Origin of the sequence: Micromonospora sp. AMSO31t (assembly GCF_008868175.1) — a bacterium.
Classification (GTDB): Bacteria; Actinomycetota; Actinomycetes; order Mycobacteriales; family Micromonosporaceae; genus Micromonospora.
This window is the reverse complement of record NZ_WBKT01000099.1, coordinates 1-20,492: the sequence shown is the minus strand read 5'-3', so window position 1 is coordinate 20,492 and position 20,492 is coordinate 1. Positions and strand designations below refer to the sequence as shown.

Genomic DNA, 20,492 nt, shown 5'->3' with positions numbered 1-20,492 from the left:
CGGCCCCGCCGCCGCGGGCGGCCCAGTCCAGCGGGACGACGGCGGCAACCGCCCAGTCCGCGGCGAGCAGCCCGGGCACCGCGTCGACCAGGGTGGCCACCCCGTCGGTCGGGTTCGCCGCGACCTGGGCGAGCAGTTCGGCGTCCTGGCCCGTGGTGGTCGGCGCCCCGATCGCCCGCCACACCCCGTCCACCCGGACACCGGGGATCGCGGCCAGGCCGGCGAGCAGGCGCTCCACCCGCGCCGCACCGGGCCAGACGACGGTGAAGTCGTCGACCGCCCGGCCGCCGAGCCGTTCCAGCACCACCACCTGGACGATGTCGGCGCCGGAGACGCCGAGCGTGCGGGCCACCTGGCCGAGCGTGCCCGGTCGGTCCGGCAGGGTCACCCGAACTCTCAGCAGCATGTCTGGTCCTCCGCTCGGCGGGCCGGCCGTGGCGGCCGGCAGGCTGGGCCCCAGCCTGCCGGTTGACCATTTCGCCCCCGTTGCAGCGGCATGTCCCGCCGGGAACATCCCACCTTGACAACAAAGCTGAGCTGCCATCAACTAACCCGATGACCGATCCGGCCGTCGACGCACCGCAGACCCCGACCGGTTCGGCCCCGCGCGGGCTCGACCTCGACCGGCTGGCCGCATATCTGGCCGCGCACCGGCCCGAGCTGTCCGGGCCGCTCTCGGCGCGGCTCATCGCCGGGGGCAAGTCCAACCTGACCTACCTGCTGCGCGCCGGTGACCGTGAGGTGGTGCTGCGCCGGCCGCCGCTCGGGCACGTGTTGGCCACCGCCCACGACATGGCCCGCGAGCACCGGGTGATCTCCGCGCTGGCCCCCACCGCCGTGCCGGTACCCGAGGCGCTGCTGCTGTGCACCGACCCCGACGTGCTCGGCGCGCCGTTCTACCTCATGCAGCGGGTCGGCGGCGAGGTCTACCGGCGGCGGGAGCAGACCGACGCGCTCACCGCCGGCCAGCGGCGCGACCTGGCCATGGCCATGATGGACACCCTCGCCGGGCTGCACATGGTCGAGCCGGCCGCGGTCGGGCTGGCCGACTTCGGCCGCCCCGAGGGCTACCTGGCCCGGCAGGTCCGCCGCTGGGCCGGCCAGCTCGACCGCTCCCGCAGCCGCCCGCTGCCCGGCATCGACGAGCTGCGCGACGCGCTCGCCGGCAGCGTGCCGGAGGGCGCGAACGCCGGGCGGATCGTGCACGGCGACTACCGGCTGGACAACCTGCTCGCGACCGTCGAGCCGGTGGCGGTGCGGGCCGTGCTCGACTGGGAGATGGCCACCCTCGGCGACCCCCTCGCCGACCTGGGGCTGCTGCTGACCTACTGGGACGTGCTGGGCGACAGCGACAGCGCCGAGGGCAATCCGGTCGCCGACGGCATCGGCCCGCGCGCCGGCTTCCCCACCGGCGCCGAGCTGATCGACCGGTACGCCGGCCGCAGCGACGTCGACGTGGGGCCGCTGCACTGGCACGTGGCGCTCGGCTGCTTCAAGCTCGCGGTGATCTGCGAGGGCATCCACTACCGGCACACGCTCGGGCAGACGCTCGGCGGGGGCTTCGACCGGATCGGCGACATGGTGGCGCCGCTGGTCGCGCACGGTCTGCACGCGGTGAGGGAGAAGTAGTGGACTTCGAGTACGACGCCCGGACGGTCGAGCTGCGCGAGAAGGTCGAGGCGTTCCTCACCGAGTGCGTCCTGCCGGCCGAGCCGGTGCACCACGAGCAGGTGCTCGCGGCCGGTGACCCGTGGGCGCGCCCGCCGGTGCTGGAGGAGCTGAAGGCCGAGGCCCGCGCGCGCGGCCTGTGGAACCTCTTCCTGCCCGACCCGCGCTACGGCGCCGGGCTCACCAACCTGCAGTACGCCCCGCTGGCCGAGCTGACCGGGCGCAGCCCGCACCTGGCCCCGGAGGCGCTGAACTGCGCCGCCCCGGACACCGGCAACATGGAACTGCTGGCCGAGTTCGGCTCCGACGCGCAGCGCGACCGCTGGCTGGCGCCGCTGCTGGCCGGGGAGATCCGCTCGGCGTTCTGCATGACCGAGCCGGAGGTGGCCTCCTCCGACGCCACCAACATCGGCACCCGAATCGTCCGGGACGGCGACGCGTACGTGGTGAACGGCCGCAAGTGGTGGTCGTCCGGTGCCATGGACCCGCGCTGCGAGATCTTCATCGTGATGGGCAAGACCGACCCGGACGCCGACCGGCACCGGCAGCAGAGCATGATCCTGGTCCCCCGGGACACCCCGGGCGTGACGGTGCGCCGGGGCATGACGGTCTTCGGCTACCGCGACGCCCCGCACGGCGGGCACGCCGAGATCGACTTCACCGACGTACGGGTGCCGGCGGAGAACCTGGTCGGCGCCGAGGGCGCCGGCTTCGCCATCGCCCAGGCCCGGCTCGGCCCGGGGCGGATCCACCACTGCATGCGGCTGATCGGCATGGCCGAGCGGGCCCTGGAGCTGCTCTGCGGGCGGGCCCTCACCCGGGTCGCGTTCGGCCGCCCCCTCGCCGAGCAGGGCGTGATCCGGGAGTGGATCGCCGAGTCCCGGGTGCGCATCGAGCAGGCCCGGCTGCTGGTGCTCAAGACGGCCTGGCTCATGGACACCGTCGGCAACCGGGGCGCGCACACCGAGATCCAGGCCATCAAGATCGCCACGCCGGCGATGGCCGAGTGGGTCATCGACAAGGCCATCCAGGCGCACGGCGGGGCCGGCGTCAGCCAGGACACGCCGCTCGCGGCCCTCTGGGCGCAGGCCCGCACCCTCCGCCTGGCCGATGGTCCCGACGAGGTGCACCGGGCGTCCCTGGCGAAGCGGGAGCTGCGCCGCTGGGCCTGAGCCTCAGGCGGAGGCGCGGTGGATGAGCTTGGTGTCCAGCAGCACGTGCGGGCTGGACAGCTCCTCGCCGCGGATCCGGGAGACCAGCAGCCGGGCCATCTGCCGGCCCATCTCCTCGACCGGCTGGAAGACCGTGGTGAGCGGCGGCTCGGCCTGCCGGGCGATCGGGGCGTCGTCGAAGCCGATCACCGCCACGTCCTCGGGCACCCGGCGGCCGGCCTCGCGCAGCGCGCGCAGGGCGCCGAAGGCCATCAGGTCGGAGGCCACGAAGACGGCGTCCAGGTCCGGGCACACCTCCAGCAGCCGGCGCATGCAGGCCGTGCCGCTGCCCTCGCTGAAGTCCCCGTACGCGATGAGGTCCGGGTTGAGATCGCCGCCCGCGGCCCGGACCGCCTCCTTGTAGCCGGACAGCCGGGCCAGGCCGGCGCCCATGTCCTGCGTGCCGGCGATGGTGGCGACCCGCCGCCGGCCGCGGGCGAAGAGGTGCTCCACCGCCTGCCGGGCGCCGCCCACGTTGTCCACGTCGACGAACCAGGCCGGCTGGGCGTTCGGGTGCAGCATCCGGGCCGGCCGGCCACCGAGCACGGTGGGCAGGCCGCGCTCCTCCAGCAGGGTGGGCAGCGGGTCGGCGTCGTGCAGCGAGAGCAGCAGCACGCCGTCGACGTGCTGGTTGGTCAGGTGGTGCTCGACCCGCTCCCGCTCGATCTGCGACTGGGCCATGGCCAGCCAGAGCTGCATGGGGGTCTCCAGCAGCGCGGAGCTGACGCCCCGGACGATCCCGGCGAAGAACGGCTCGGTGAAGACGCGCTCCCCCGACTCGGAGACCACCAGCGCCACCGAGTCGGTCCGCTGGGTGACCAGCGCCCGGGCCGCGCGGTTGGGCACGTACCCCAGCTCCGCGATGGCCGCCTGGACGGCGGCCCGGGCCTCCGGGCTGACCTGCGGCGAGCCGTTGACCACCCGGGAGACCGTGCCGCGCCCCACGCCGGCGCGGGCCGCGACCGCGTCGAGGGTCGGGCGCCCGAGCGACCGTGTGCGCTGCGTTGTCATCGTCTGTGCTCCTCCGACATCGGGCGGGCCCGGCACCTGTCGAGGCGCCGGCGCCGGGCCGCCCGTCACTGGCTGGCCCAGCCTATTGTGCGGCCAGGCCGTTGCGTCGGATCACATCGGCGTACCACCTGGCGCTGGACTTCGGGATCCGCACCTGGCTGTCGTAGTCGACGTGGACCATGCCGAAGCGCTTCGTGTAGCCCCACGCCCACTCGAAGTTGTCCATGAGCGACCAGGCGAAGTATCCCTTCAGCGGCACCCCGGCGCCGATCGCGGCGTGCGCGGCGCGCAGGTGCGCGTCGAAGTACGCCAGGCGGTCCGGGTCGTCGACCCGGCCGTCGACCACCGCGTCGACGAACGCGGAGCCGTTCTCGGTGACGTAGAGCGGCAGGTCGGTGTACTCCTTGTGCACCCGCTCCAGCGTCTCCACCAGGCCCGGGGCGTCGATCTCCCAGCCCATGTCGGTCACCGGGACGCCCCGGGTGACGAACTGGACGTCCTGGCTGCCCGGCCAGCACGAGGGCGCCCGCCAGTAGGCCTCCGCCGGCCCGGTCTCCGCGGGCGCGGCGACCACGTACCGGCTGTAGTAGTTGACGCCCACCATGTCCAGCGGGGTCGAGATGACCGCCAGGTCGCCGTCCCGGACGTGCCCGAAGTCGGTGACCCCGCGCAGGTCGGCGAGGAGGTCCGCCGGGTACGCCCCGCGCAGCACCGGGTCGAGGAAGAACCGGTTGGCCAGCGCGTCGATCCGGCGGGCGGCGTCGGCGTCCGCCGGGGACCCGGTGGCCGGGGTGACCGGGTAGAGGTTGACCGTGATGCCGAGCTGCGCGTCCGGGCGGGACGCCCGCAGCGCCTGCACGGCAAGCCCGTGCCCGAGCATGAGGTGGTGCCCGGCCCGGACCGCGTCCGCCCCGTCCGACCGGCCGGGGGCGTGCACCCCGGAGCCGTAGCCGAGGAAGGCCGAGCACCACGGCTCGTTGAACGTGGTGAAGTACGTCACCCGGTCGCCGAGGGCGTCGGCGACCAGCTGGGCGTAGTCGGCGAACCGGGCGGCGGTGTCCCGGGCCGGCCAGCCGCCCGCGTCCTCCAGCGGCTGGGGCAGGTCCCAGTGGTAGAGGGTCAGCCAGGGCTCGATGCCGTGACCCAGCAGCTCGTCCACCAGGCGCCGGTAGAAGTCCATCCCCTCCGGGTTGACCGCCCCGGCGCCGCCGGGCTGCACCCGCGGCCAGGAGACGGAGAAGCGGTAGGACCTCAGCCCCAGGTCGGCCATCAGCCGCACGTCGTCGGGCATCCGGTGGTAGTGGTCGCAGGCCACGTCGCCGGTGTGCCCGGCCACCGTCCGCCCCTCGGTGTGGCTGAAGGTGTCCCAGATCGACGGGCCGCGGCCGCCCTCCGTCGCCGCGCCCTCGATCTGGTACGCGGCGGTCGCCGCGCCCCAGAGGAAGCCGGGCGGGAAGGTGGCTGCCGCACCCTGGTCGAGGACGCCGACGGCGGGCGGGCTGGCTGGGTTGCTCACGACTTGACGGCGCCTTCCATGATTCCGCCGATGATCTGGCGGCCGAAGATGATGAACACGATCAACAGTGGCAGGGTCGCCAGTGCGGTGCCAGCGAAGAGCGCCACGTAATCCGTCTGGTACAGCCCGGACGAGAGGATCTTCAGGGAGTACTGCACCGTCGGGGTGTCCGGGGTGAGCACGATGAACGGCCAGAGGAACTCGTTCCAGGTCTGCATGAAGGTCAGCAGGCCGAGCACCGCCGCCGCCGGCCGCAGCGCGGGCAGCACGACGTTCCAGTAGATCCGCCAGGTGGAGCAGCCGTCGAGCCGGGCGGCCTCGATCAGCTCGTCGCTGATCGCGGACATCGCGTACTGGCGCATCATGAACACGCCGAAGCCCTGCACCAGGAACGGCACGATGACCGCCTGCAGGGTGCCCGTCCAGCCGAGTTCCACCATCATCAGGTAGAGCGGGATGACACCGAGTTGGGTCGGCACCATCATGGTCATGATGATGATCAGGAGCAGCGCGTTGCTGCCCCGGAACCTGAGCTTGGCGAAAGCGAAGCCGGCCAGGCTGGAGAAGAAGATCACCGAGATGGTGACGACTGTCGACACGACGGCCGAGTTGACCAGACCGTAGATGAACGCGGCGTCCTCGTTGGCGAGCATCCGGTCGATGTTGGTGAACAGCTGGTCGCCGGGGGTCGGCGGCATCTCGTAGACCGCGCTGTTGTCCCGCGAGGCGATGATGAACGACCAGATGATCGGGAAGATCGACAGTACGCCGCCGAGGATGAGCGCGAGGTAGGTCAGCGGACTGGCCTGCCAGAGCTGGGCGCCGGGCAGCCGACCGCGGCCGTGGCGGCGGGACGGCACCGGAGGCGGGGTGACCGAACGGGGCAGGGTCTGCGTCGTGGTCACTTCTTGTCCCCCTTCACCGACCGGCGTACCAGCACGAAGTTGATCAGAGCGAAGACGATGATCATCATGAAGAGCAACCAGGACATCGCGGAGCCGTACCCGTACTCGGCGTTCCCGGTGAAGGTCTTCTCGTAGATGTACATGGCCAGGGTCTGGAACTGGTGGTCCACCCCGCCGCGGACCAGCCCGTTCCCGTACATCAGGGGCTCGGTGAAGATCTGGAAGCCACCGATGGTGGAGATGATGATCGTGAAGAGGATCGTCGGCCGGATCAGCGGCACCGTGATCGACCAGAACTGCCGCCAGGTGGAGGCGCCGTCCAGCGACGCCGACTCGTACAGGTCCTTGGGGATGGCCTGCATGGCACCGAGGTAGATCAGCGCGTTGTAGCCGGTCCACCGCCAGTCGACCATGAAGGCGATGGCGAACCAGGAGGCGAAGCGGTTGTCCCGCCAGGCGATCGGGTCGAATCCCACCGTGCCGAGCAACCAGTTGATGAGGCCGTACCGGTCCGCGAAGATCAGCGCGAAGATGATGCCGACCGCGGCCACCGAGGTGATGTTGGGGATGACCACACCCATCCGCAGCAGCGTGCGGGCCTTCATCTGCCGGTTCAGCAGGTTGGCGAGCATCAGCGCCACGATGAGCTGCGGCACGGTGCTGAGCAGGAAGATGCCAAGGGTGTTGTAGGCGGCGTTCCAGAACTGGGCGTCCTGCATCAGGAGGCGGTAGTTCTCCAGCCCCGCGTACTCCTTGGTTCCGCTCAGCAGCTCGTAGTCGAAGAGCGAGACGTAGACCGTGTAGAGGACCGGGAAGAGGCCGAAGACCCCGAAGAGGACGAAGAACGGGGCGACATACAGGTACGGGGAGTACTTGAGGTCCCAGCGGCCGAGCCGGTACGACCGGCGGCGGTGCAGCGGGGCGGACGGGGGCGGCGAAGCGGCGCGCGATGGTGGTACCGCGCCGACAGTAGAACTCATTGCGGGTCCTTCCGGGAGGTGGGGCGGCGGCGACCTCGCCGCGACGCCCACACCCTGGGGCGGGTGTGGGCGCCGCCGCCGAGCCCACGGGCAGCGGATCACCGTGGGCTCGGCCGGTCACCGGCGACTCAGCTGGTCGCCTTCTTGGCCTCGTCCACCGCCTTCGTCCAGGCGGCATCCGCACTGAGCCGGCCACGCTCGGCCGCCTGCATCTGCGGCTCGAAGATGGTCTCCCAGACCTGCTGGTGCTTGGCCCCGAGGAAGACCGGCTTCATGTTCTTGACGCTCTCCCCAAAGATCTTGCCGGTGGGCGCACCGCTGAAGTACTCGCTCGTCTTGTCCTTGAACGCCGGGTCGTCGAGGCCGGCGATGTCGGACGGCATCGCGCCCGCCTCCTTGAACGCCGCCAGGTGGCCCTCCTTGCTGGTCAGGTACTTGGCCAGCTCGTACGCCTCCTTCGGGTGCTTGGTCTGCGCCGGCACGGCCAGGTAGGAACCACCCCAGTTGCCGCCGCCGCCGGGGATGTTGGCGATGTCCCACTTGCCGGAGTTCGCGGGGCCGGACTTCGGGGCGATGACACCCTCGGTCATCCAGGCCGGGCAGGGCAGGGTCGCGAACGCGGAGTTCTTGAAGGCCCCGTCCCAGTCGGCGCTCCACCGCTGTGTCTTGGCGGTCAGCCCGTCCCTGGCCATCTGCAGGCCCAGGTCCCAGGTCTGCTTGATGACCGGGTTGGTGTCGCCGATGAACTTGTTGTCCTTGTCGAAGAAGAAGGTCTGCGAGTTCTGCATGACGTACGGCTGCATCAGGCTGGTCGCGCTGTCCAGCCAGGCGGCCTTGACCTTGCCGCTGGCCTTGAACTCCTTGCCCAGCGCGATGTAGTCCTGCCAGGTGGTCATCCGCTTCGAGACCTCGTCCCGGTCGGTGGGCAGACCGGCCTGCTGGAACAGGTCCTTGCGGTAGCACATCGCGAGTCCACCGACGTCGGTGCCGAGCCCGATCAGCTTCTTGCCATCCGGTGTGAGGGCGTTGTTCCACTTCCACTCGGGGAAGTTGGCCTTCACCTCACCGGCGCCCAGGTCGAGCAGGTTGGCGAACTTGTCGGGGTTCTGGACGTACCCGAGCAGGACGCCCTCCTCCAGACCGACCACGTCACCGGCACCGCTGCCGGCGGCGAGCCACTGCACCAGCTTCGGCTGGAAGTCGCGCAGCTCGCCCATCTTCTGGTGCTCGACCTTGATGTTCGGGTGCGCCGCCTCGAAGTCCTTGATGGCCTGGTCGTAGCCGAAGTTCTGGAAGGTCTGCAGGACCAGCTTGACCTGGCCGCCCTCGCCGGTGGACCCCTCGTCGTCGTTCTTCTTGCTGCACCCGGCGCTGCCGAGAGCAACGCCCGCGGCCAGCACGGCGGCCGCAGCAATTCGGAGCCGGCGCCTCATGACGCTCATCCCTGACCCCTCTCAGGTGGGTAACTCGTGTGGTGGGTTCTGACTCGCGCCCGCCCGCCCGTCGGCCGGGCGGGTCGCATGGTGAGGCTCTGGTTCTGGGGCGCCGCCGCGACGAGCGGTGTGGCTTGAGACACACGTCCGGGAGCGCTCCCATGAGATTGCCGGCAGGTGTCAGGGGTGTCAATAGACGGATGGGAGCGTTCCCAGATCGTTACCGCGTGGCTCCCGGGCGCACTCGCGGAGGGACGGTCAGCAGAAGCGGCGCAGCAGGGTGGTGGCCCGATCGGCGGCGAAGAACTCCGGCTCGAAGCCGGCGCCGGCCCACTCCCGCATCATCCGGTGCTCGGGGTGGCCCGGGTCGGCCAGCGCGGCCAGCAGGACGGCATACCCGGCCGGGCCGCCGACGTCCTCGGGTGGACAGGCGCGCTCCCCCTCGACGCAGGCCGGGTAGCGCTCGTCCGGGTCGGCCGTGCACACGTCCTCGACCACCAGGTCGTGCTCCCACCAGTCGCCGAAGTCGTAGGTGTAGCGGAACCGGTCGCCCTTGCCCACCACCGCGTCCAGCCGGACGTCCAGCTCGTCGCGCAGCGCCAGCTCGCCGTCCGGGTCGGGCTCCCCGTACTGGCGGCCGCCGACGTCGAACGAGTGCAGGTGGTAGTCGCGCCAGCCCATCGCGTGCTGGACCACCCGGTGCAGCCGGTCCAGGGTGTAGCCGCCGGGCACCAGCACCCGCCGCCACACCGGCGGACGGACCCCGGCGAGGGAGACCTTCAGCTGGAAGATCTGACGCGACATGCTGTCCCATCCTTCCTCGGCATAGGCTGCCCACATGATCTGCCGAGCGTGCCGGGAGCGGCGGCACGACGACTGTCCAGGCCGGAAGTGGTGCGACTGCCAGCACCGTACCCCCGAACCCACCCCGCCGGTCACCGGTCCGGCCGGCGAATGAGCGTCGGAACCCCGATCGAACGGATCTGGCCGACGCCCGTCACCGGTGCGCTGACCGACCCGGAGCTGACCGCGCTCTACGGCCGTGCGACCCGTCCCCACCTGCGGGTGAACTTCGTGGCCAGCGCCGACGGCGCGGTCACCCTGGACGGCTACTCCGCCGGACTGTCCGGCGAGCCGGACAAGCGCGTCTTCGGCCTGCTGCGGATGCTCTGCGACGGGCTCCTGGTGGCCGCCGGCACGCTGCGCCACGAGGGCTACCGGGCGGTCCGGCTCGGCGAGGCGCGCCGCGACTGGCGCCGCGAGCAGGGCCTGGCCGAATACCCGACCCTCGTGGTGGTCTCCGGCTCGCTGGACCTCGACCCGGCCCAGGCCTGCTTCGCCGACGCGCCGGTCCGGCCGCTCGTGCTCACCCACGCGGCCGCCGACCCGCCGCCCGGCCTGACCGACGTGGCCGACCTCGTCCGCTGCGGCGCGGAGCGGGTCGACCTGGCCGCCGGCCTCGCCGAACTCCGCCGGCGCGGGCTGGGCCAGGTGCTCTGCGAGGGCGGGCCGCACCTGTTCGGCGCGCTCACCGCGGCCGACCTGGTGGACGAGCTGTGCCTGACCGTCGCGCCACTGCTCGCCGGGGCCGGCCCGGGCCGGATCACCGCCGGGCCCGGCAGCGCGCCGCGGCACCTGCCGCTGCGCCACGTGCTGGCCGCCGCCGACGGCGTGCTCATGCTCCGCTACGCCCGCGACCCGGGCGGCCCGCCGCCCGCCGGCGCCGCCCCGCCCGCCTGACCCAGGGCCGCCGCGGGGGCCGGCACCCGGAAGGGGTACGCGGGCAGCCCGCCCCGGCCGCGGCGGAGCGGACGGGCCCACGCCGTGCCGGCACGGGTCAGCGGGCCGGCGGCAGGGAGTCCGGCAGCCCGAACGCCGCGACGTGCGCCCCGCCCACGAACGAGGTGATCCCGGCGATCCGGTCACCCCGCAACGTCAGCACGTCGACCGACCACGGCAGGTACGGGCCGGTCCCGCCCGGGCGCAGGTAGCCGACGACCGCGGGCTGGCCGTTCGCGTTGGCCGGCAGGTGCCGCCAGCTGCCGCACGGGCCGAGCGGCGCCGACCGGGCGAAGTCCAGCACGGCCGCGACGCCCCGGTACCAGTGCGGCATGGGCGGCATGGACCAGGTGACGTCCTCGGTGAGCAGGGCGACGAGGGCGTCCGCGTCGCCGTTCTCCAGCGCGGTCGTGTAGCCGGTGACGACCTCGCGCAGCCGGACGTCGTCGAGCATCCGCAGGGTGCGCTGCTGGGTCGCGCCGGGAGCCCGCTCGGCCAGCACGCGGCGGGCGCGCGCCAGGGCCGAGTTGACCGACGTGGTCGACGTGCCCAGCATGGCGCCGATCTCCGCGGCCGAGTAGCCGAGCACGTCGAAGAGCAGCAGCGCCGCCCGCTGGTTGCCCGGCAGGTGCTGCACCGCGGCCACGAAGGCCAGCTCGACCGCCTCGCGCTGCTCGTACCGCGCGCCCGGGGCGACCGGGCCGGGCGCGAGGCCGGCGTCCGGGTACGGGCCGAGCCAGGCGACGTCGTGGGCCGGGCGGTTGTCGGGCACGGCGCGGTCACTGGCCGGGCCGAGGTCGACCGGCAGGGCCCGTCGGGCACGGCCGGCGATGGCGTCGAGGCAGACCCGGGTCGTCACGGTGTAGAGCCACGAGCGCAGCGAGCCGTGCCCGGCGAAGGTCGGCAGCCCCCGCCACGCCCGCAGCAGCGCGTCCTGGAGGGCGTCGTCGGCGTCGTGGACCGAGCCGAGCATCCGGTAGCAGTGGGCGTGCAGGTCCCGGCGCAGCGGCGCGACGAGCGCCGTGAAGGCGGCCTCGTCGACCGGGGCGCGGTCGGGTGACCCGGCGGCGGTCGGGGAACTGACGCTCACAACCGACGATTCTGCCGCAGCACCGGAGTCAGGACAGTGAACGGCTCGCCCGCCACGACCCTGGAGGACCCGATGAGCAGCATGTCCACCGCGCCCGTCACCACCGGCACCCTGGCGGTGCCCGACGGGCGGCTCCACTACGAGGTGCGCGGCCGGGGCCCGCTCGTGGCCCTGGTCGCCGCCCCGATGGACGCCGACGCCTTCGCGCCACTGGCCGACCTGCTGGCCGCGGAGCACACCGTGCTGACCACCGACCCGCGCGGAATCCGCCGCAGCGTCCTGCACGACCCGCACCAGGACTCGACCCCCGAACTGCGGGCCGACGACGTCGCCCGGCTCCTCGCCCACGTCGACGCGGGCCCGGCCGCCGTGCTCGGGTCCAGCGGCGGCGCGGTGACCGTCCTGGCCCTGGCCCAGGCGGGTACCACCCTGGTGCACACGGTCGTCGCGCACGAACCGCCGCTGCTCGGCCTGCTGCCGGACCGGGCGGACCTGCTGGCCCGCGAGGACGACATGATCGCCACCTACCGTGCCGGGGACCGGCTCGGCGCCGGGCGCAAGTTCCTCGCCAGCGCGAACATCCACCTGCCGGAGGAGGTGGTGCTCGGCATGTTCGGCGGCGAGCCCGATCCGCAGGCGGCGGCCGACGAGCACTTCCAGTACCTGCACATGATCCGGGGAACCACCCGCTTCCGGCCTGACGTCGACGCGCTGCGCGACGGCCCGACCCGGGTCGTCGTCGGTCTCGGGGAGCAGTCGACCGGTGAGGTCTGCGACCGCACCTCCCGGGCGCTCGCGGCGGCGCTGGGCACCTCGCCGGCGATGTTCCCGGGTGGGCACCTCGGTTTCGCCGAGGACCCGCCGACCTTCGCCGCCCGGCTGCGCGAGGTGCTCGCCGACGGCTGAGGCACGACGGGACGCCACGCGGGAGCGCGGGGTGTGGTGCTCCGGCGCCGGATCCCGCGCCCCGTCGGGTCGGGCTGCGCCGTCTCGGGAACCCGCCGTTGATCAGCGCCGTAACCTCGGGGAATGCGTACACCGCAGGCGACCGGGACGGCGCCGGTACGGACCGACCGCCCGGTCCTCGCCGGTGGGCTGCTGGTCGCCACCGGCCTGGCCGACGTGCTGGCCGCGTTCGGCATGCTCCGGTCCGGGGCCTTCGTGGTGCTCAGCGAGGGCGGCATGCACCAGGTCGACCTGACCTTCTGGGCGTGGCTGCAGATGGCGATCGGTGCCGCTGTCGCGCTCGCCGGGCTGGGGGCGGTCACCGGCCGGCGGGGCGCCGTCACCGTCGCGATCGGCTGCGCCGCGCTGGCGATCGCCGTGGACGTGCTCATGCTGCCGTACGCGCCGATCCGGTTGCTCATCGTGGCCGCCGTCGACGCGGCGGCCATCCGGCTGCTGCTCCGGCACCGCCGGGTGGCCGGCCGGGCGGGGTGAGGCCGCCGGTCAGCGCGGCTCGCAGATCCGCCCGGAGAAGGCGGGGTCGCCCTCCCGGGCGGCCGCCCACACCGGGTTGATGGCCAGCGCGAGCGGCGGCGCCTGCCACGCGGCGCCCAGCCGCTGGAGCAGGCGGTACTCCCGGCGGGGTTCGTCCACCCGGCCACCGGCCAGGAAGTCGACCACCCGTTCCTGGGCGAGCCGCTGGCCGATCAGCCCGCCGTGCAGGGCGGGCATCTGGAACACCGGGATGCGGCTGTACTCGCCGGGCGGCGCCTCGGCCGCGCTGACCGTGGGCAGGAAGGCGATCATGCGGACCCCGGCCACCGGGCAGAGCGTGCGGTTGCGGTAGAACGGGGCGTTGACCAGCACCGAGCGCACGAACGGCTCGTCCGGACGGCTCTTCACGCTGCGGCCCAGGTTGGCCAGCCAGAAGATCCCGCGCAGCTCCCAGCCGGCGGCCACGCCCCACCCGCTGTAACCCGGGGGCGGGTAGTAGGCCCGGCCGGGCTGGATGAGCGGGCTGAACAGCAGCACCGCCTCCACCGGCAGGGGCTGTGCCCACCGGTCCAGGTAGGTCCGCGCCACCATGGCCCCCTCGCTGAACCCGAGCAGGGCGACCGGCCGGCCGGTCCGGCGGTGCAGCTGGTCGATCTGCGCGGCGAGCAGCACCGCGCTGGAATCGAGGGACTGGTGGGTGTCCTCCGGCGTGTACGGCAACGGCCGCCGCTGCCCGTCGAGACCCCGGTAGGAGAACTGCTCCACCCGGGGGTCCGCCGGTTGCCGGCCGTTCCACTGCGAGTCGTGCCCGGCGATGGCGATCACCGCGTGCGGCACCCGGTCGGGTAGCCGCTCGGTGAGCAGCGGGGGCCGCCACTCCGCCGGTGGACCCGTCGCCAGGCCGACGAGCGACTGCGACCCGACCGCGGCGGCCATGGTGAGGGCGATGGCCACCGGCGCGACCGGGGTCCGGGCCAGGCGGATCCGGGCCGGCTGCACGGCCGCCGACACGGTGCGCTGCCAGAGCAGGCCGTTGGCCAGGCCGGCCAGGGCGGCCACGGGGACGCCCCACCAGCCCGACGTGCTGGAGATGACCGCGCCGGCGACGGTGAGCACCACGAAATTGAGCACCGACCAGCCGAGCAGCTCGATGGTGGGCAGGCCGCGCCACCAGTTCGCGACCACCCCGGCGCGCTGGAGGAACGGGGCGAGCACCAGCATCGGGGCGAGCGAGGCGAACAGGTAGAGCGAAAGCGCGACCGCGGAGAAGGCCACCGAGATCGCGGCCCACGGGGAGATGATGACGAGGGCGAGGGCGGCCACCTCCAGGTTCCGCCGGACCAGCCAGCCGAACGTGGGACGCGCCGCCCGCGCCGGCCAGGCCAACGCGGTGAGCCCGGCGGAGAGCAGCCCGCGGAACACGGTGAGCACCACCAGCCCGAGGCCGAAGTTCCACCAGGAGTCGTGGTAGACCAGCAGCCACCGCAGGTCGTGGAACGAGTCGTAGGGCCAGACCGCGGTCACCTGCGGCGCCAGGCCCCGGGCGCCGTGGAAGCCGATGCCCACCAGCACGGTCTCCTGCAGGACCGGCGGCAGCACGGCGAGCGCCAGCAGCAACGCCGTCCGGTTCCGGACTGCTTCCACCGCCGCTCCTCGTGCCTTCCGATCTCCGGCCCCTTGCAGGATCCCCCGGGAGCCCGCCCGGCGGTGCCGGAATGGCCGACCAGGGCGTACGGAGAGTCAGCGGCTGGCGCCGCTGCGCACGGTCGGCGGACCGGCGAGGTGGCGTCCGCCGCGTCGCGTGGCAACCTGTCGCATACCTCGGGCAGGATGCACGACGTGCGCCGCGAACGGGACGACCAGCCGACCGGAGACCGCCGATGACCGACGACCAGCTCGACGGCCCCGGCGACGGGGTCGGCCGGGTGCTCGGCACCGCCGACGCCACCCCGCTCACCTTCTGGACGGCCGTGGCCCCCGGCAGCTACCTCCAGCTCGACGATGTCGTGGTGACCCGCCGCGAGCTGCCCGACCGGGAGCCGGTCACCATCGCCGGGGTGGTCACCCAGGTCCGGGCCCGCCACGAGGGCGCGCAGTTCGACTCCGACGTGTTCGCCATCGCCGACGGCACCCTGCCGGCCCAGGTGCAGGAGGCCGCCGAGGTCACCACCACCCGCGTCGACCCGGAGTTCTACGTGCCGCCCACCCCGGGCGCCGTGGTGCACCGGGCCGAGGGCGACGCCCGGGCGCGGGCGCTGCACTTCGACCGGATGGAGCGGCGCATCCCGATGGGCATGGGTCGCGACGGCGTCCCGGTCTACCTCAACGCCGACTTCCTCGACGGCACCCGGGGCGCGCACGTCTCCATCTCCGGCATCTCCGGCGTGGCCACCAAGACCAGCTTCGCCACCTTCCTGCTCTACTCGGTGTTCCGCTCCGGGGTGCTGGGCGGCGACGCGGTCAACGCCAAGGCGCTCATCTTCAACGTCAAGGGCGAGGACCTGCTGTTCCTCGACCACCCCAACACCCGGCTCGACGACGCCACCCGGGCCGGCTACGCCAAGCTCGGGCTCGACGCGGGCGCCTTCCCCGACGTCCGGGTCCACGCCCCGCCCCGGGTCGGCGACTCATCCGGCACGCCCGACGTGAGCAGCCGGCTCACCGGGGTGGACAGCTTCTACTGGACGCTGAGCGAGTTCTGCGCCGACCGCCTGCTGCCCTACGTCTTCGCCGACGCCGACGACGAGCGGCAGCAGTACACGATGGTGGTCCACTCGGTCGCCGCCCACCTGGCGAGATACGCCCAGCCCGCCGATGGCGGGGTGAGCATCGACGGGGTGCGGCTGGGGTCCTACGCCGACCTGGTCGACCACGTCGTCGAGCAGCTCAACGACGACGAGACCCGGGGCGACTGGGCGGGCAGCGCGGTCGGTCTCGGCACGGTCAACGCGTTCGCCCGCCGGCTGATCGGCAGCAAGAAGGACCTGGGCCGGCTCATCCGGGGCGACCTGGCCACCCGCCGCCCGCACTCGATCAACACGGCCGAGTCCGCCCAGGTCACGGTGGTCGACCTGCACAACCTGCCGGACCGGGCGCAGCGCTTCGTGGTCGGCGTGACGCTCAAGAGCGAGTTCGAGCGCAAGGAGAAGGCGGGCACCGCGAAGCCGCTGCTCTTCGTCGTCCTCGACGAGCTCAACAAGTACGCGCCCCGGGAGGGCTCCTCCCCCATCAAGGAGGTGCTGCTCGACATCGCCGAGCGGGGCCGCTCGCTCGGGGTGATCCTGGTGGGCGCCCAGCAGACCGCCAGCGAGGTGGAGCGGCGGATCGTCACCAACTCGGCGATCCGGGTGGTCGGCCGGCTCGACCCGGCCGAGGCGTCCCGCCCGGAATACGGCTTCCTGCCGCCCGCCCAGCGGCAGCGCGCCCTGCTGGCCAAGCCGGGCACCATGTTCGTCAACCAGCCCGACATCCCGGTCCCGCTCTGCCTGGAGTTCCCCTTCCCGGCCTGGGCCACCCGGGTCTCCGAGGCCGGCCGGGCGCCCTCGGAGACGCTGCGCTCGATCACCCAGGCGGCCGACCCGTTCGCGGTGGTCGGCTCGGGCACCTCCGACGACGACATCCCGTTCTAGAGGGCTGACCATGAAGATCCTGCACACCTCCGACTGGCACGTCGGCAAGGTCCTCAAGGGGCAGTCCCGGGCCGAGGAGCACAAGCAGGTGCTCGCCCAGGTCATCGAGATCGCCCGGGTCGAGCGGCCCGACCTGGTCATCGTGGCCGGCGACCTCTACGACACGGCCGCGCCCACCCCGGAGGCGACCCGGCTGGTCACCCGGGCGCTGACCGCGCTGCGCCGCACCGGGGCGGACGTGGTGGCGATCGGCGGCAACCACGACAACGGCGCGGCGCTCGACGCGCTGCGCCCCTGGGCCGAGGCCGCCGGGATCACGCTGCGGGGCAGCGTCCGGGAGAATCCGGGCGAACACGTCATCGACGGCACCACCCGCGACGGCGAGCGCTGGCAGGTCGCCGCGCTGCCCTTCCTCTCCCAGCGCTACGCCGTGCGCGCCGTGGAGATGTACGAGCTGACCCCCGCCGAGGCCAACCAGACCTATGCCGACCACCTCGGGCGGGTGCTGGCCCGGCTGGCCGAGGGGTTCACCGAGCCGGACCGGGTGCACCTGGTCACCGCCCACCTCACCGTGGTCGGGGCGAGCACCGGCGGCGGCGAGCGGGACGCGCACACCGTGCTCGGCTACGCCGTGCCGGCGACCGTGTTCCCGGGCAACGCGCACTACGTGGCGCTGGGCCACCTGCACCGCTCCCAGCGGGTGATCGGCCCCTGCCCGGTCCGCTACAGCGGCAGCCCGCTCGCCGTCGACTTCGGCGAGCAGGAGAACGTCGGGTCGGTGACGATCGTCGAGGTGACCGCGACGACCGCCGCGCAGATCCGGGAGGTGCCGGTGCCCGGGGCCGTCCCGCTGCACACGGTCCGCGGCACCCTGGCCCAGCTCGCCGAGATCGACGTGCCCGACGGCTGGCTGCGGGTCTACGTCCGCGAGCAGCCCCGCGCCGGGCTGCGGGAGGAGGTGCAGGAGCTGCTCCCCCGGGCGCTGGAGATCCGGATCGACCCGGAGCTGGTGCCCGCGCCGGGCAGCGGCACCCGCACCGCCCAGCGGGCCGGGCGCTCGCCGCGCGAGCTGTTCGCCGACTACCTGGGCAGCCGGGGTCACGCCGACGAGGACGTCCGGGAGCTCTTCGACGAGCTGCTCGAGGAGGTCGAGCACTGATGCGGCCCATGCGGCTGGACATGGCGGGCTTCACCGTCTTCCGCGAGGAGACCACCGTCGACTTCACCGACGCGGACTTCTTCGCGCTGGTCGGTCCGACCGGCTCGGGCAAGTCGACGGTGCTCGACGCGATCTGCTTCGCCCTCTACGGCACCGTGCCCCGCTGGGGCGGCACGCGGGGCCTGGCCAACGCCCTCGCCCCCTCCGCCACCGAGGCGCGGGTGCGACTGGTCTTCGAGTCCGCCGGCGACCGCTACGTGGCCACCCGGGTGGTCCGCCGGGACGGCCGGGGCACCGTGAAGACGGCCAACGCCGGGCTCCAGCTCATGCCGCCCGGGTTCGACGTCACCAAGCTCGACACCGGGCTCAGCCCGGAGGATCTGGGCGAGGTGGTGGCCGGCACCCCCGCCGAGATGGAGCAGGCGGTGCTGGACGCCGTCGGCCTGCCGTACGAGCAGTTCACCAGTTGCGTGGTGCTGCCGCAGGGGCAGTTCGCCGACTTCCTGCACGCCAAGCCGGCCACCCGGCAGCAGATCCTCGTGAACCTCCTCGGGCTGGGCATCTACGAGGAGGTGCAGAAGAAGGCCACCGAGCGCGCCGGGCAGGCCGAGGCGAAGCTGGAGGCGGTCGACAAGGTGCTCGGCGGTCTCGCCGACGTCGACGACGGGAGCCTGGCCGCCGCCCGGGAGCGGGTCGACCGCATGCGGGAGCTGGCCGGGGCGGTCGAGGCGGCCGTACCGGAGCTGGAGCGGGTGCGGGCGACGGCGCGCGAGCAGGCGGCGGCGCTCGCGGCGCTCGACGCCGAGCTGACCGTGCTGGCCGGTGTCCGGCCGCCGGACGGGATCGCCGAGCTGGCCCGGGCGGTGTCCGCCGCACGGACCGCCGCCGACGAGGCGACGGCGGCCGTCGGGCTGGCCGAGGAGCGCGAGGAGAAGCTGCGCGGCGAGCTGGCCGCGGCCGGTGACGAGAGCGCGCTGCGCCTCCAGCTCAAGGCCTACGCCGACCGGGAGCGGCTGACCGGCGAGGCGGCGACGGTCCGCGCGGCGGTCGACGCGGCGCAGGCCGAGCACGACGCGGCGGCCGGTGCGCTCGCCGCGGCCCGGGCCGGGGCCGAGCGGGCCGAGGCGGAGCTGGAGGCGGCGTTCCGGGCGCACGAGGAGGCGAAGGCCGTCGACCAGGCGGTGGCGCTGCGGGCGCACCTGGTCGACGGTGCCCCCTGCCCGGTCTGCGAGCAGCCGGTCCCCCGGGTGCCGGCCGTGCCGAAGGGCTCGGCGGTCACCCGGGCCCTCGCGGCGGGCAAGGCGGCCCGGGCGGCCAGCGAGGCCGCCAAGCGGGTGGTGCAGGAGCGCGACGCGGCCGCCCGCGAGCTGGACCGGGTGCTGCTGCGCGCCCGGGCCGAGCACGACCAGCTCGGGGCGCGGCTGGCCGAGCTGGACGCGCAGCTCGCCGGCGCCGCCACGCCGGAGGCGCTGCGCGGGTCCCTGACCGAGCACGCCCGGCTGCGCCGGGCGCTGGAGGAGGCGGCGGGCGCGGTCCGCGCCGGCCGCGACGCCGCACGCCGGGCCCGCGGCTCCCTCGACGCGGCGCAGGAACGGCTGCGCCGGGCCTGGCGCGACTTCGACACGGTCCGCGACGGGCTGGCCCGGTTCGGCCCGCCGGCCGCCGACCGTGACGACGTGGCCGCCGCCTGGACGGCCCTCGCCGGCTGGGCCGGTGAGCAGGCCGGGCGGCGGCGCGCCGACCGGGCCGGGCTGGCCGCCGCGGTCGACGCGGCCGAGGCGGCGGCGGGCGCGGTCGCGGAGCGCATCGGCGGGCTCTTCGACGCCGCCGGGCTGCCCGTGCCGCAGGACGCGCAGCGCGACGCCGCCGTGGCGGTGGAGCGGGCCGAGGCGGAGCTGCGCCGGCTGGAGGAGCGCCGCGAGCAGGCCGCCGAGCTGCGCGGGCAGCGGGCCGGCCACGAGCGGGAGGCCCGGGTGGCGCGCGCCCTCGCCGGGCACCTGCGGGCCAACAACTTCGAGCGCTGGCTGCTGGCCGAGGCGCTGGACCTGCTGGTCGACGGCGCCTCGCGGATCCTGCGCGAACTCTCCGGCGGCCAGTACGACCTGGTGCACGACAAGGGCGAGTTCTTCGTGGTCGACCACCACGACGCCGGGCTGCGGCGGGGGGTGCGGACTCTCTCCGGCGGGGAGACGTTCCAGGCGTCGCTGGCCCTGGCGCTGGCCCTCTCCGAGCAGCTCGCCGGGATGTCCACGAGCGCGGCCAGCCTGGAGTCGATCGTCCTCGACGAGGGCTTCGGCACGCTGGACGCGGCCACCCTCGACACGGTCGCGGCCACCCTGGAGAACCTGGCCGCCCGGGGCGACCGGATGGTCGGCGTGGTCACCCACGTGCCGGCGCTCGCCGAGCGGATCCCGGTCCGCTTCGAGGTCCGCAAGGATGCCCGCACGGCCCGCGTCGAACGGACGGGCCTGTGAGGAGCGCGGCGTGACGGGACCGTCGAGGGCGGGGGCCCGGTTCTTCGTCGACGCATGGGACCCGGCCTACGGGGCGTCGTTCGAGGCGGGTGGGGGCGGTCCGGCGGCGCCGAGCAGCGCCCAGGTCGACGCCGACGTCGAGCTGCCCGCCGCCGACTGGCGGGCCGTCGACGTGCGGCGCGACGTCGCCGCCCCCG

The 20,492-nt window shown here is 73.8% G+C and carries 16 protein-coding genes and 2 pseudogenes; 9 read left to right on the top strand and 9 right to left on the bottom strand.

The features are described 5' to 3' along the window. Positions 1 to 406 (bottom strand): annotated as a pseudogene (locus F8274_RS20705) (amino acid-binding protein); the annotation flags it as partial. A gap of 149 nt (positions 407 to 555) precedes the next feature. On the opposite strand from F8274_RS20705, the gene F8274_RS20700 reads away from it, so the two are divergent. Together F8274_RS20700 and F8274_RS20695 are read left to right on the top strand one after the other, a co-directional pair. Beyond that, the gene (locus F8274_RS20700; protein WP_151464031.1) at positions 556 to 1,629 is read left to right on the top strand and encodes a phosphotransferase family protein; all 1,074 of its coding nucleotides are present in this window, start codon (positions 556 to 558) and stop codon (positions 1,627 to 1,629) included. Next, the gene (locus F8274_RS20695) at positions 1,629 to 2,840 is read left to right on the top strand and encodes an acyl-CoA dehydrogenase family protein (RefSeq protein ID WP_151464030.1); all 1,212 of its coding nucleotides are present in this window, start codon (positions 1,629 to 1,631) and stop codon (positions 2,838 to 2,840) included. The genes F8274_RS20700 and F8274_RS20695 overlap by 1 nt, the downstream gene beginning before the upstream one ends. Positions 2,841 to 2,843: 3 nt before the next feature. Here F8274_RS20695 and F8274_RS20690 read toward each other — a convergent pair whose 3' ends face one another. The 6 genes from F8274_RS20690 to F8274_RS20665 form a co-directional block, all read right to left on the bottom strand. After that, a complete protein-coding gene (locus tag F8274_RS20690) occupies positions 2,844 to 3,890 on the bottom strand; it encodes a LacI family DNA-binding transcriptional regulator (protein ID WP_151464029.1) in 1,047 nt (348 codons plus the stop codon). An 82-nt stretch (positions 3,891 to 3,972) separates the two neighbouring features. Next, positions 3,973 to 5,406 carry a GH1 family beta-glucosidase gene (locus F8274_RS20685; protein ID WP_151464028.1) on the bottom strand — a complete coding sequence of 478 codons (1,434 nt, stop codon included), beginning with the start codon at positions 5,404 to 5,406 and terminating at the stop codon, positions 3,973 to 3,975. Next, entirely contained in the window at positions 5,403 to 6,266 is an 864-nt protein-coding gene (locus tag F8274_RS20680) for a carbohydrate ABC transporter permease (RefSeq protein WP_370518253.1), read from the bottom strand. Before F8274_RS20680 ends, F8274_RS20685 begins: the two co-directional genes overlap by 4 nt. 41 nt (positions 6,267 to 6,307) lie before the next feature. After that, positions 6,308 to 7,291 carry a carbohydrate ABC transporter permease gene (locus F8274_RS20675; protein ID WP_151464026.1) on the bottom strand — a complete coding sequence of 328 codons (984 nt, stop codon included), beginning with the start codon at positions 7,289 to 7,291 and terminating at the stop codon, positions 6,308 to 6,310. 128 nt (positions 7,292 to 7,419) lie between these two features. Next, positions 7,420 to 8,724 (bottom strand): extracellular solute-binding protein, encoded by a 1,305-nt coding sequence (locus F8274_RS20670; RefSeq protein ID WP_225853891.1) that lies wholly within the window; start codon positions 8,722 to 8,724, stop codon positions 7,420 to 7,422. A 258-nt stretch (positions 8,725 to 8,982) separates the two neighbouring features. Beyond that, positions 8,983 to 9,528, bottom strand: coding sequence for a plasmid pRiA4b ORF-3 family protein (locus F8274_RS20665; protein WP_151464024.1), 546 nt, complete (start codon positions 9,526 to 9,528; stop codon positions 8,983 to 8,985). A gap of 150 nt (positions 9,529 to 9,678) precedes the next feature. On the opposite strand from F8274_RS20665, the gene F8274_RS20660 reads away from it, so the two are divergent. After that, positions 9,679 to 10,464, top strand: a complete 786-nt coding sequence (locus F8274_RS20660) for a pyrimidine reductase family protein (protein WP_151464023.1) — start codon at positions 9,679 to 9,681, stop codon at positions 10,462 to 10,464. Between the two features lie 97 nt (positions 10,465 to 10,561). On the opposite strand, the gene F8274_RS20655 is transcribed toward F8274_RS20660, so the two are convergent. Further along, positions 10,562 to 11,593, bottom strand: a complete 1,032-nt coding sequence (locus F8274_RS20655) for a sigma-70 family RNA polymerase sigma factor (protein ID WP_151464022.1) — start codon at positions 11,591 to 11,593, stop codon at positions 10,562 to 10,564. Positions 11,594 to 11,665: 72 nt separating this feature from the next. Between F8274_RS20655 and F8274_RS20650 the strand changes: the two genes are divergently transcribed. Together F8274_RS20650 and F8274_RS20645 are read left to right on the top strand one after the other, a co-directional pair. Beyond that, positions 11,666 to 12,499: an alpha/beta fold hydrolase gene (locus tag F8274_RS20650; RefSeq protein ID WP_151464021.1), complete on the top strand. Its 834-nt coding sequence runs from the start codon at positions 11,666 to 11,668 to the stop codon at positions 12,497 to 12,499. Between the two features lie 123 nt (positions 12,500 to 12,622). Then, the gene (locus F8274_RS20645; protein ID WP_151464020.1) at positions 12,623 to 13,033 is read left to right on the top strand and encodes a hypothetical protein; all 411 of its coding nucleotides are present in this window, start codon (positions 12,623 to 12,625) and stop codon (positions 13,031 to 13,033) included. Positions 13,034 to 13,042: 9 nt separating this feature from the next. On the opposite strand, the gene F8274_RS20640 is transcribed toward F8274_RS20645, so the two are convergent. Next, positions 13,043 to 14,677 (bottom strand): hypothetical protein, encoded by a 1,635-nt coding sequence (locus F8274_RS20640; RefSeq protein WP_225853890.1) that lies wholly within the window; start codon positions 14,675 to 14,677, stop codon positions 13,043 to 13,045. Between the two features lie 236 nt (positions 14,678 to 14,913). On the opposite strand from F8274_RS20640, the gene F8274_RS20635 reads away from it, so the two are divergent. The 4 genes and pseudogenes from F8274_RS20635 to F8274_RS20620 all read left to right on the top strand — a co-directional run. Further along, a complete protein-coding gene (locus tag F8274_RS20635; RefSeq protein ID WP_151464019.1) occupies positions 14,914 to 16,662 on the top strand; it encodes an ATP-binding protein in 1,749 nt (582 codons plus the stop codon). A gap of 10 nt (positions 16,663 to 16,672) precedes the next feature. After that, positions 16,673 to 17,821 carry an exonuclease SbcCD subunit D gene (locus F8274_RS20630; RefSeq protein WP_151464018.1) on the top strand — a complete coding sequence of 383 codons (1,149 nt, stop codon included), beginning with the start codon at positions 16,673 to 16,675 and terminating at the stop codon, positions 17,819 to 17,821. Next, positions 17,821 to 20,295, top strand: a complete 2,475-nt coding sequence (locus tag F8274_RS20625) for an AAA family ATPase (protein ID WP_151464017.1) — start codon at positions 17,821 to 17,823, stop codon at positions 20,293 to 20,295. Before F8274_RS20630 ends, F8274_RS20625 begins: the two co-directional genes overlap by 1 nt. Positions 20,296 to 20,305: 10 nt before the next feature. Then, a pseudogene (locus F8274_RS20620) lies at positions 20,306 to 20,492 on the top strand (hypothetical protein); the annotation flags it as partial.

Bases quoted from the DNA above. Each gene is read 5' to 3' on its own strand.
- F8274_RS20700 (WP_151464031.1), top strand. From the start codon at position 556: ATGACCGATCCGGCCGTCGACGCACCGCAGACCCCGACCGGTTCGGCC.
- F8274_RS20690 (WP_151464029.1), bottom strand. From the start codon at position 3,890: ATGACAACGCAGCGCACACGGTCGCTCGGGCGCCCGACCCTCGACGCG.
- F8274_RS20675 (WP_151464026.1), bottom strand. From the start codon at position 7,291: ATGAGTTCTACTGTCGGCGCGGTACCACCATCGCGCGCCGCTTCGCCG.
- F8274_RS20670 (WP_225853891.1), bottom strand. From the start codon at position 8,724: ATGAGGCGCCGGCTCCGAATTGCTGCGGCCGCCGTGCTGGCCGCGGGC.
- F8274_RS20665 (WP_151464024.1), bottom strand. From the start codon at position 9,528: ATGTCGCGTCAGATCTTCCAGCTGAAGGTCTCCCTCGCCGGGGTCCGT.
- F8274_RS20660 (WP_151464023.1), top strand. From the start codon at position 9,679: ATGAGCGTCGGAACCCCGATCGAACGGATCTGGCCGACGCCCGTCACC.
- F8274_RS20650 (WP_151464021.1), top strand. From the start codon at position 11,666: ATGAGCAGCATGTCCACCGCGCCCGTCACCACCGGCACCCTGGCGGTG.
- F8274_RS20645 (WP_151464020.1), top strand. From the start codon at position 12,623: ATGCGTACACCGCAGGCGACCGGGACGGCGCCGGTACGGACCGACCGC.
- F8274_RS20635 (WP_151464019.1), top strand. From the start codon at position 14,914: ATGACCGACGACCAGCTCGACGGCCCCGGCGACGGGGTCGGCCGGGTG.
- F8274_RS20630 (WP_151464018.1), top strand. From the start codon at position 16,673: ATGAAGATCCTGCACACCTCCGACTGGCACGTCGGCAAGGTCCTCAAG.
- F8274_RS20625 (WP_151464017.1), top strand. From the start codon at position 17,821: ATGCGGCCCATGCGGCTGGACATGGCGGGCTTCACCGTCTTCCGCGAG.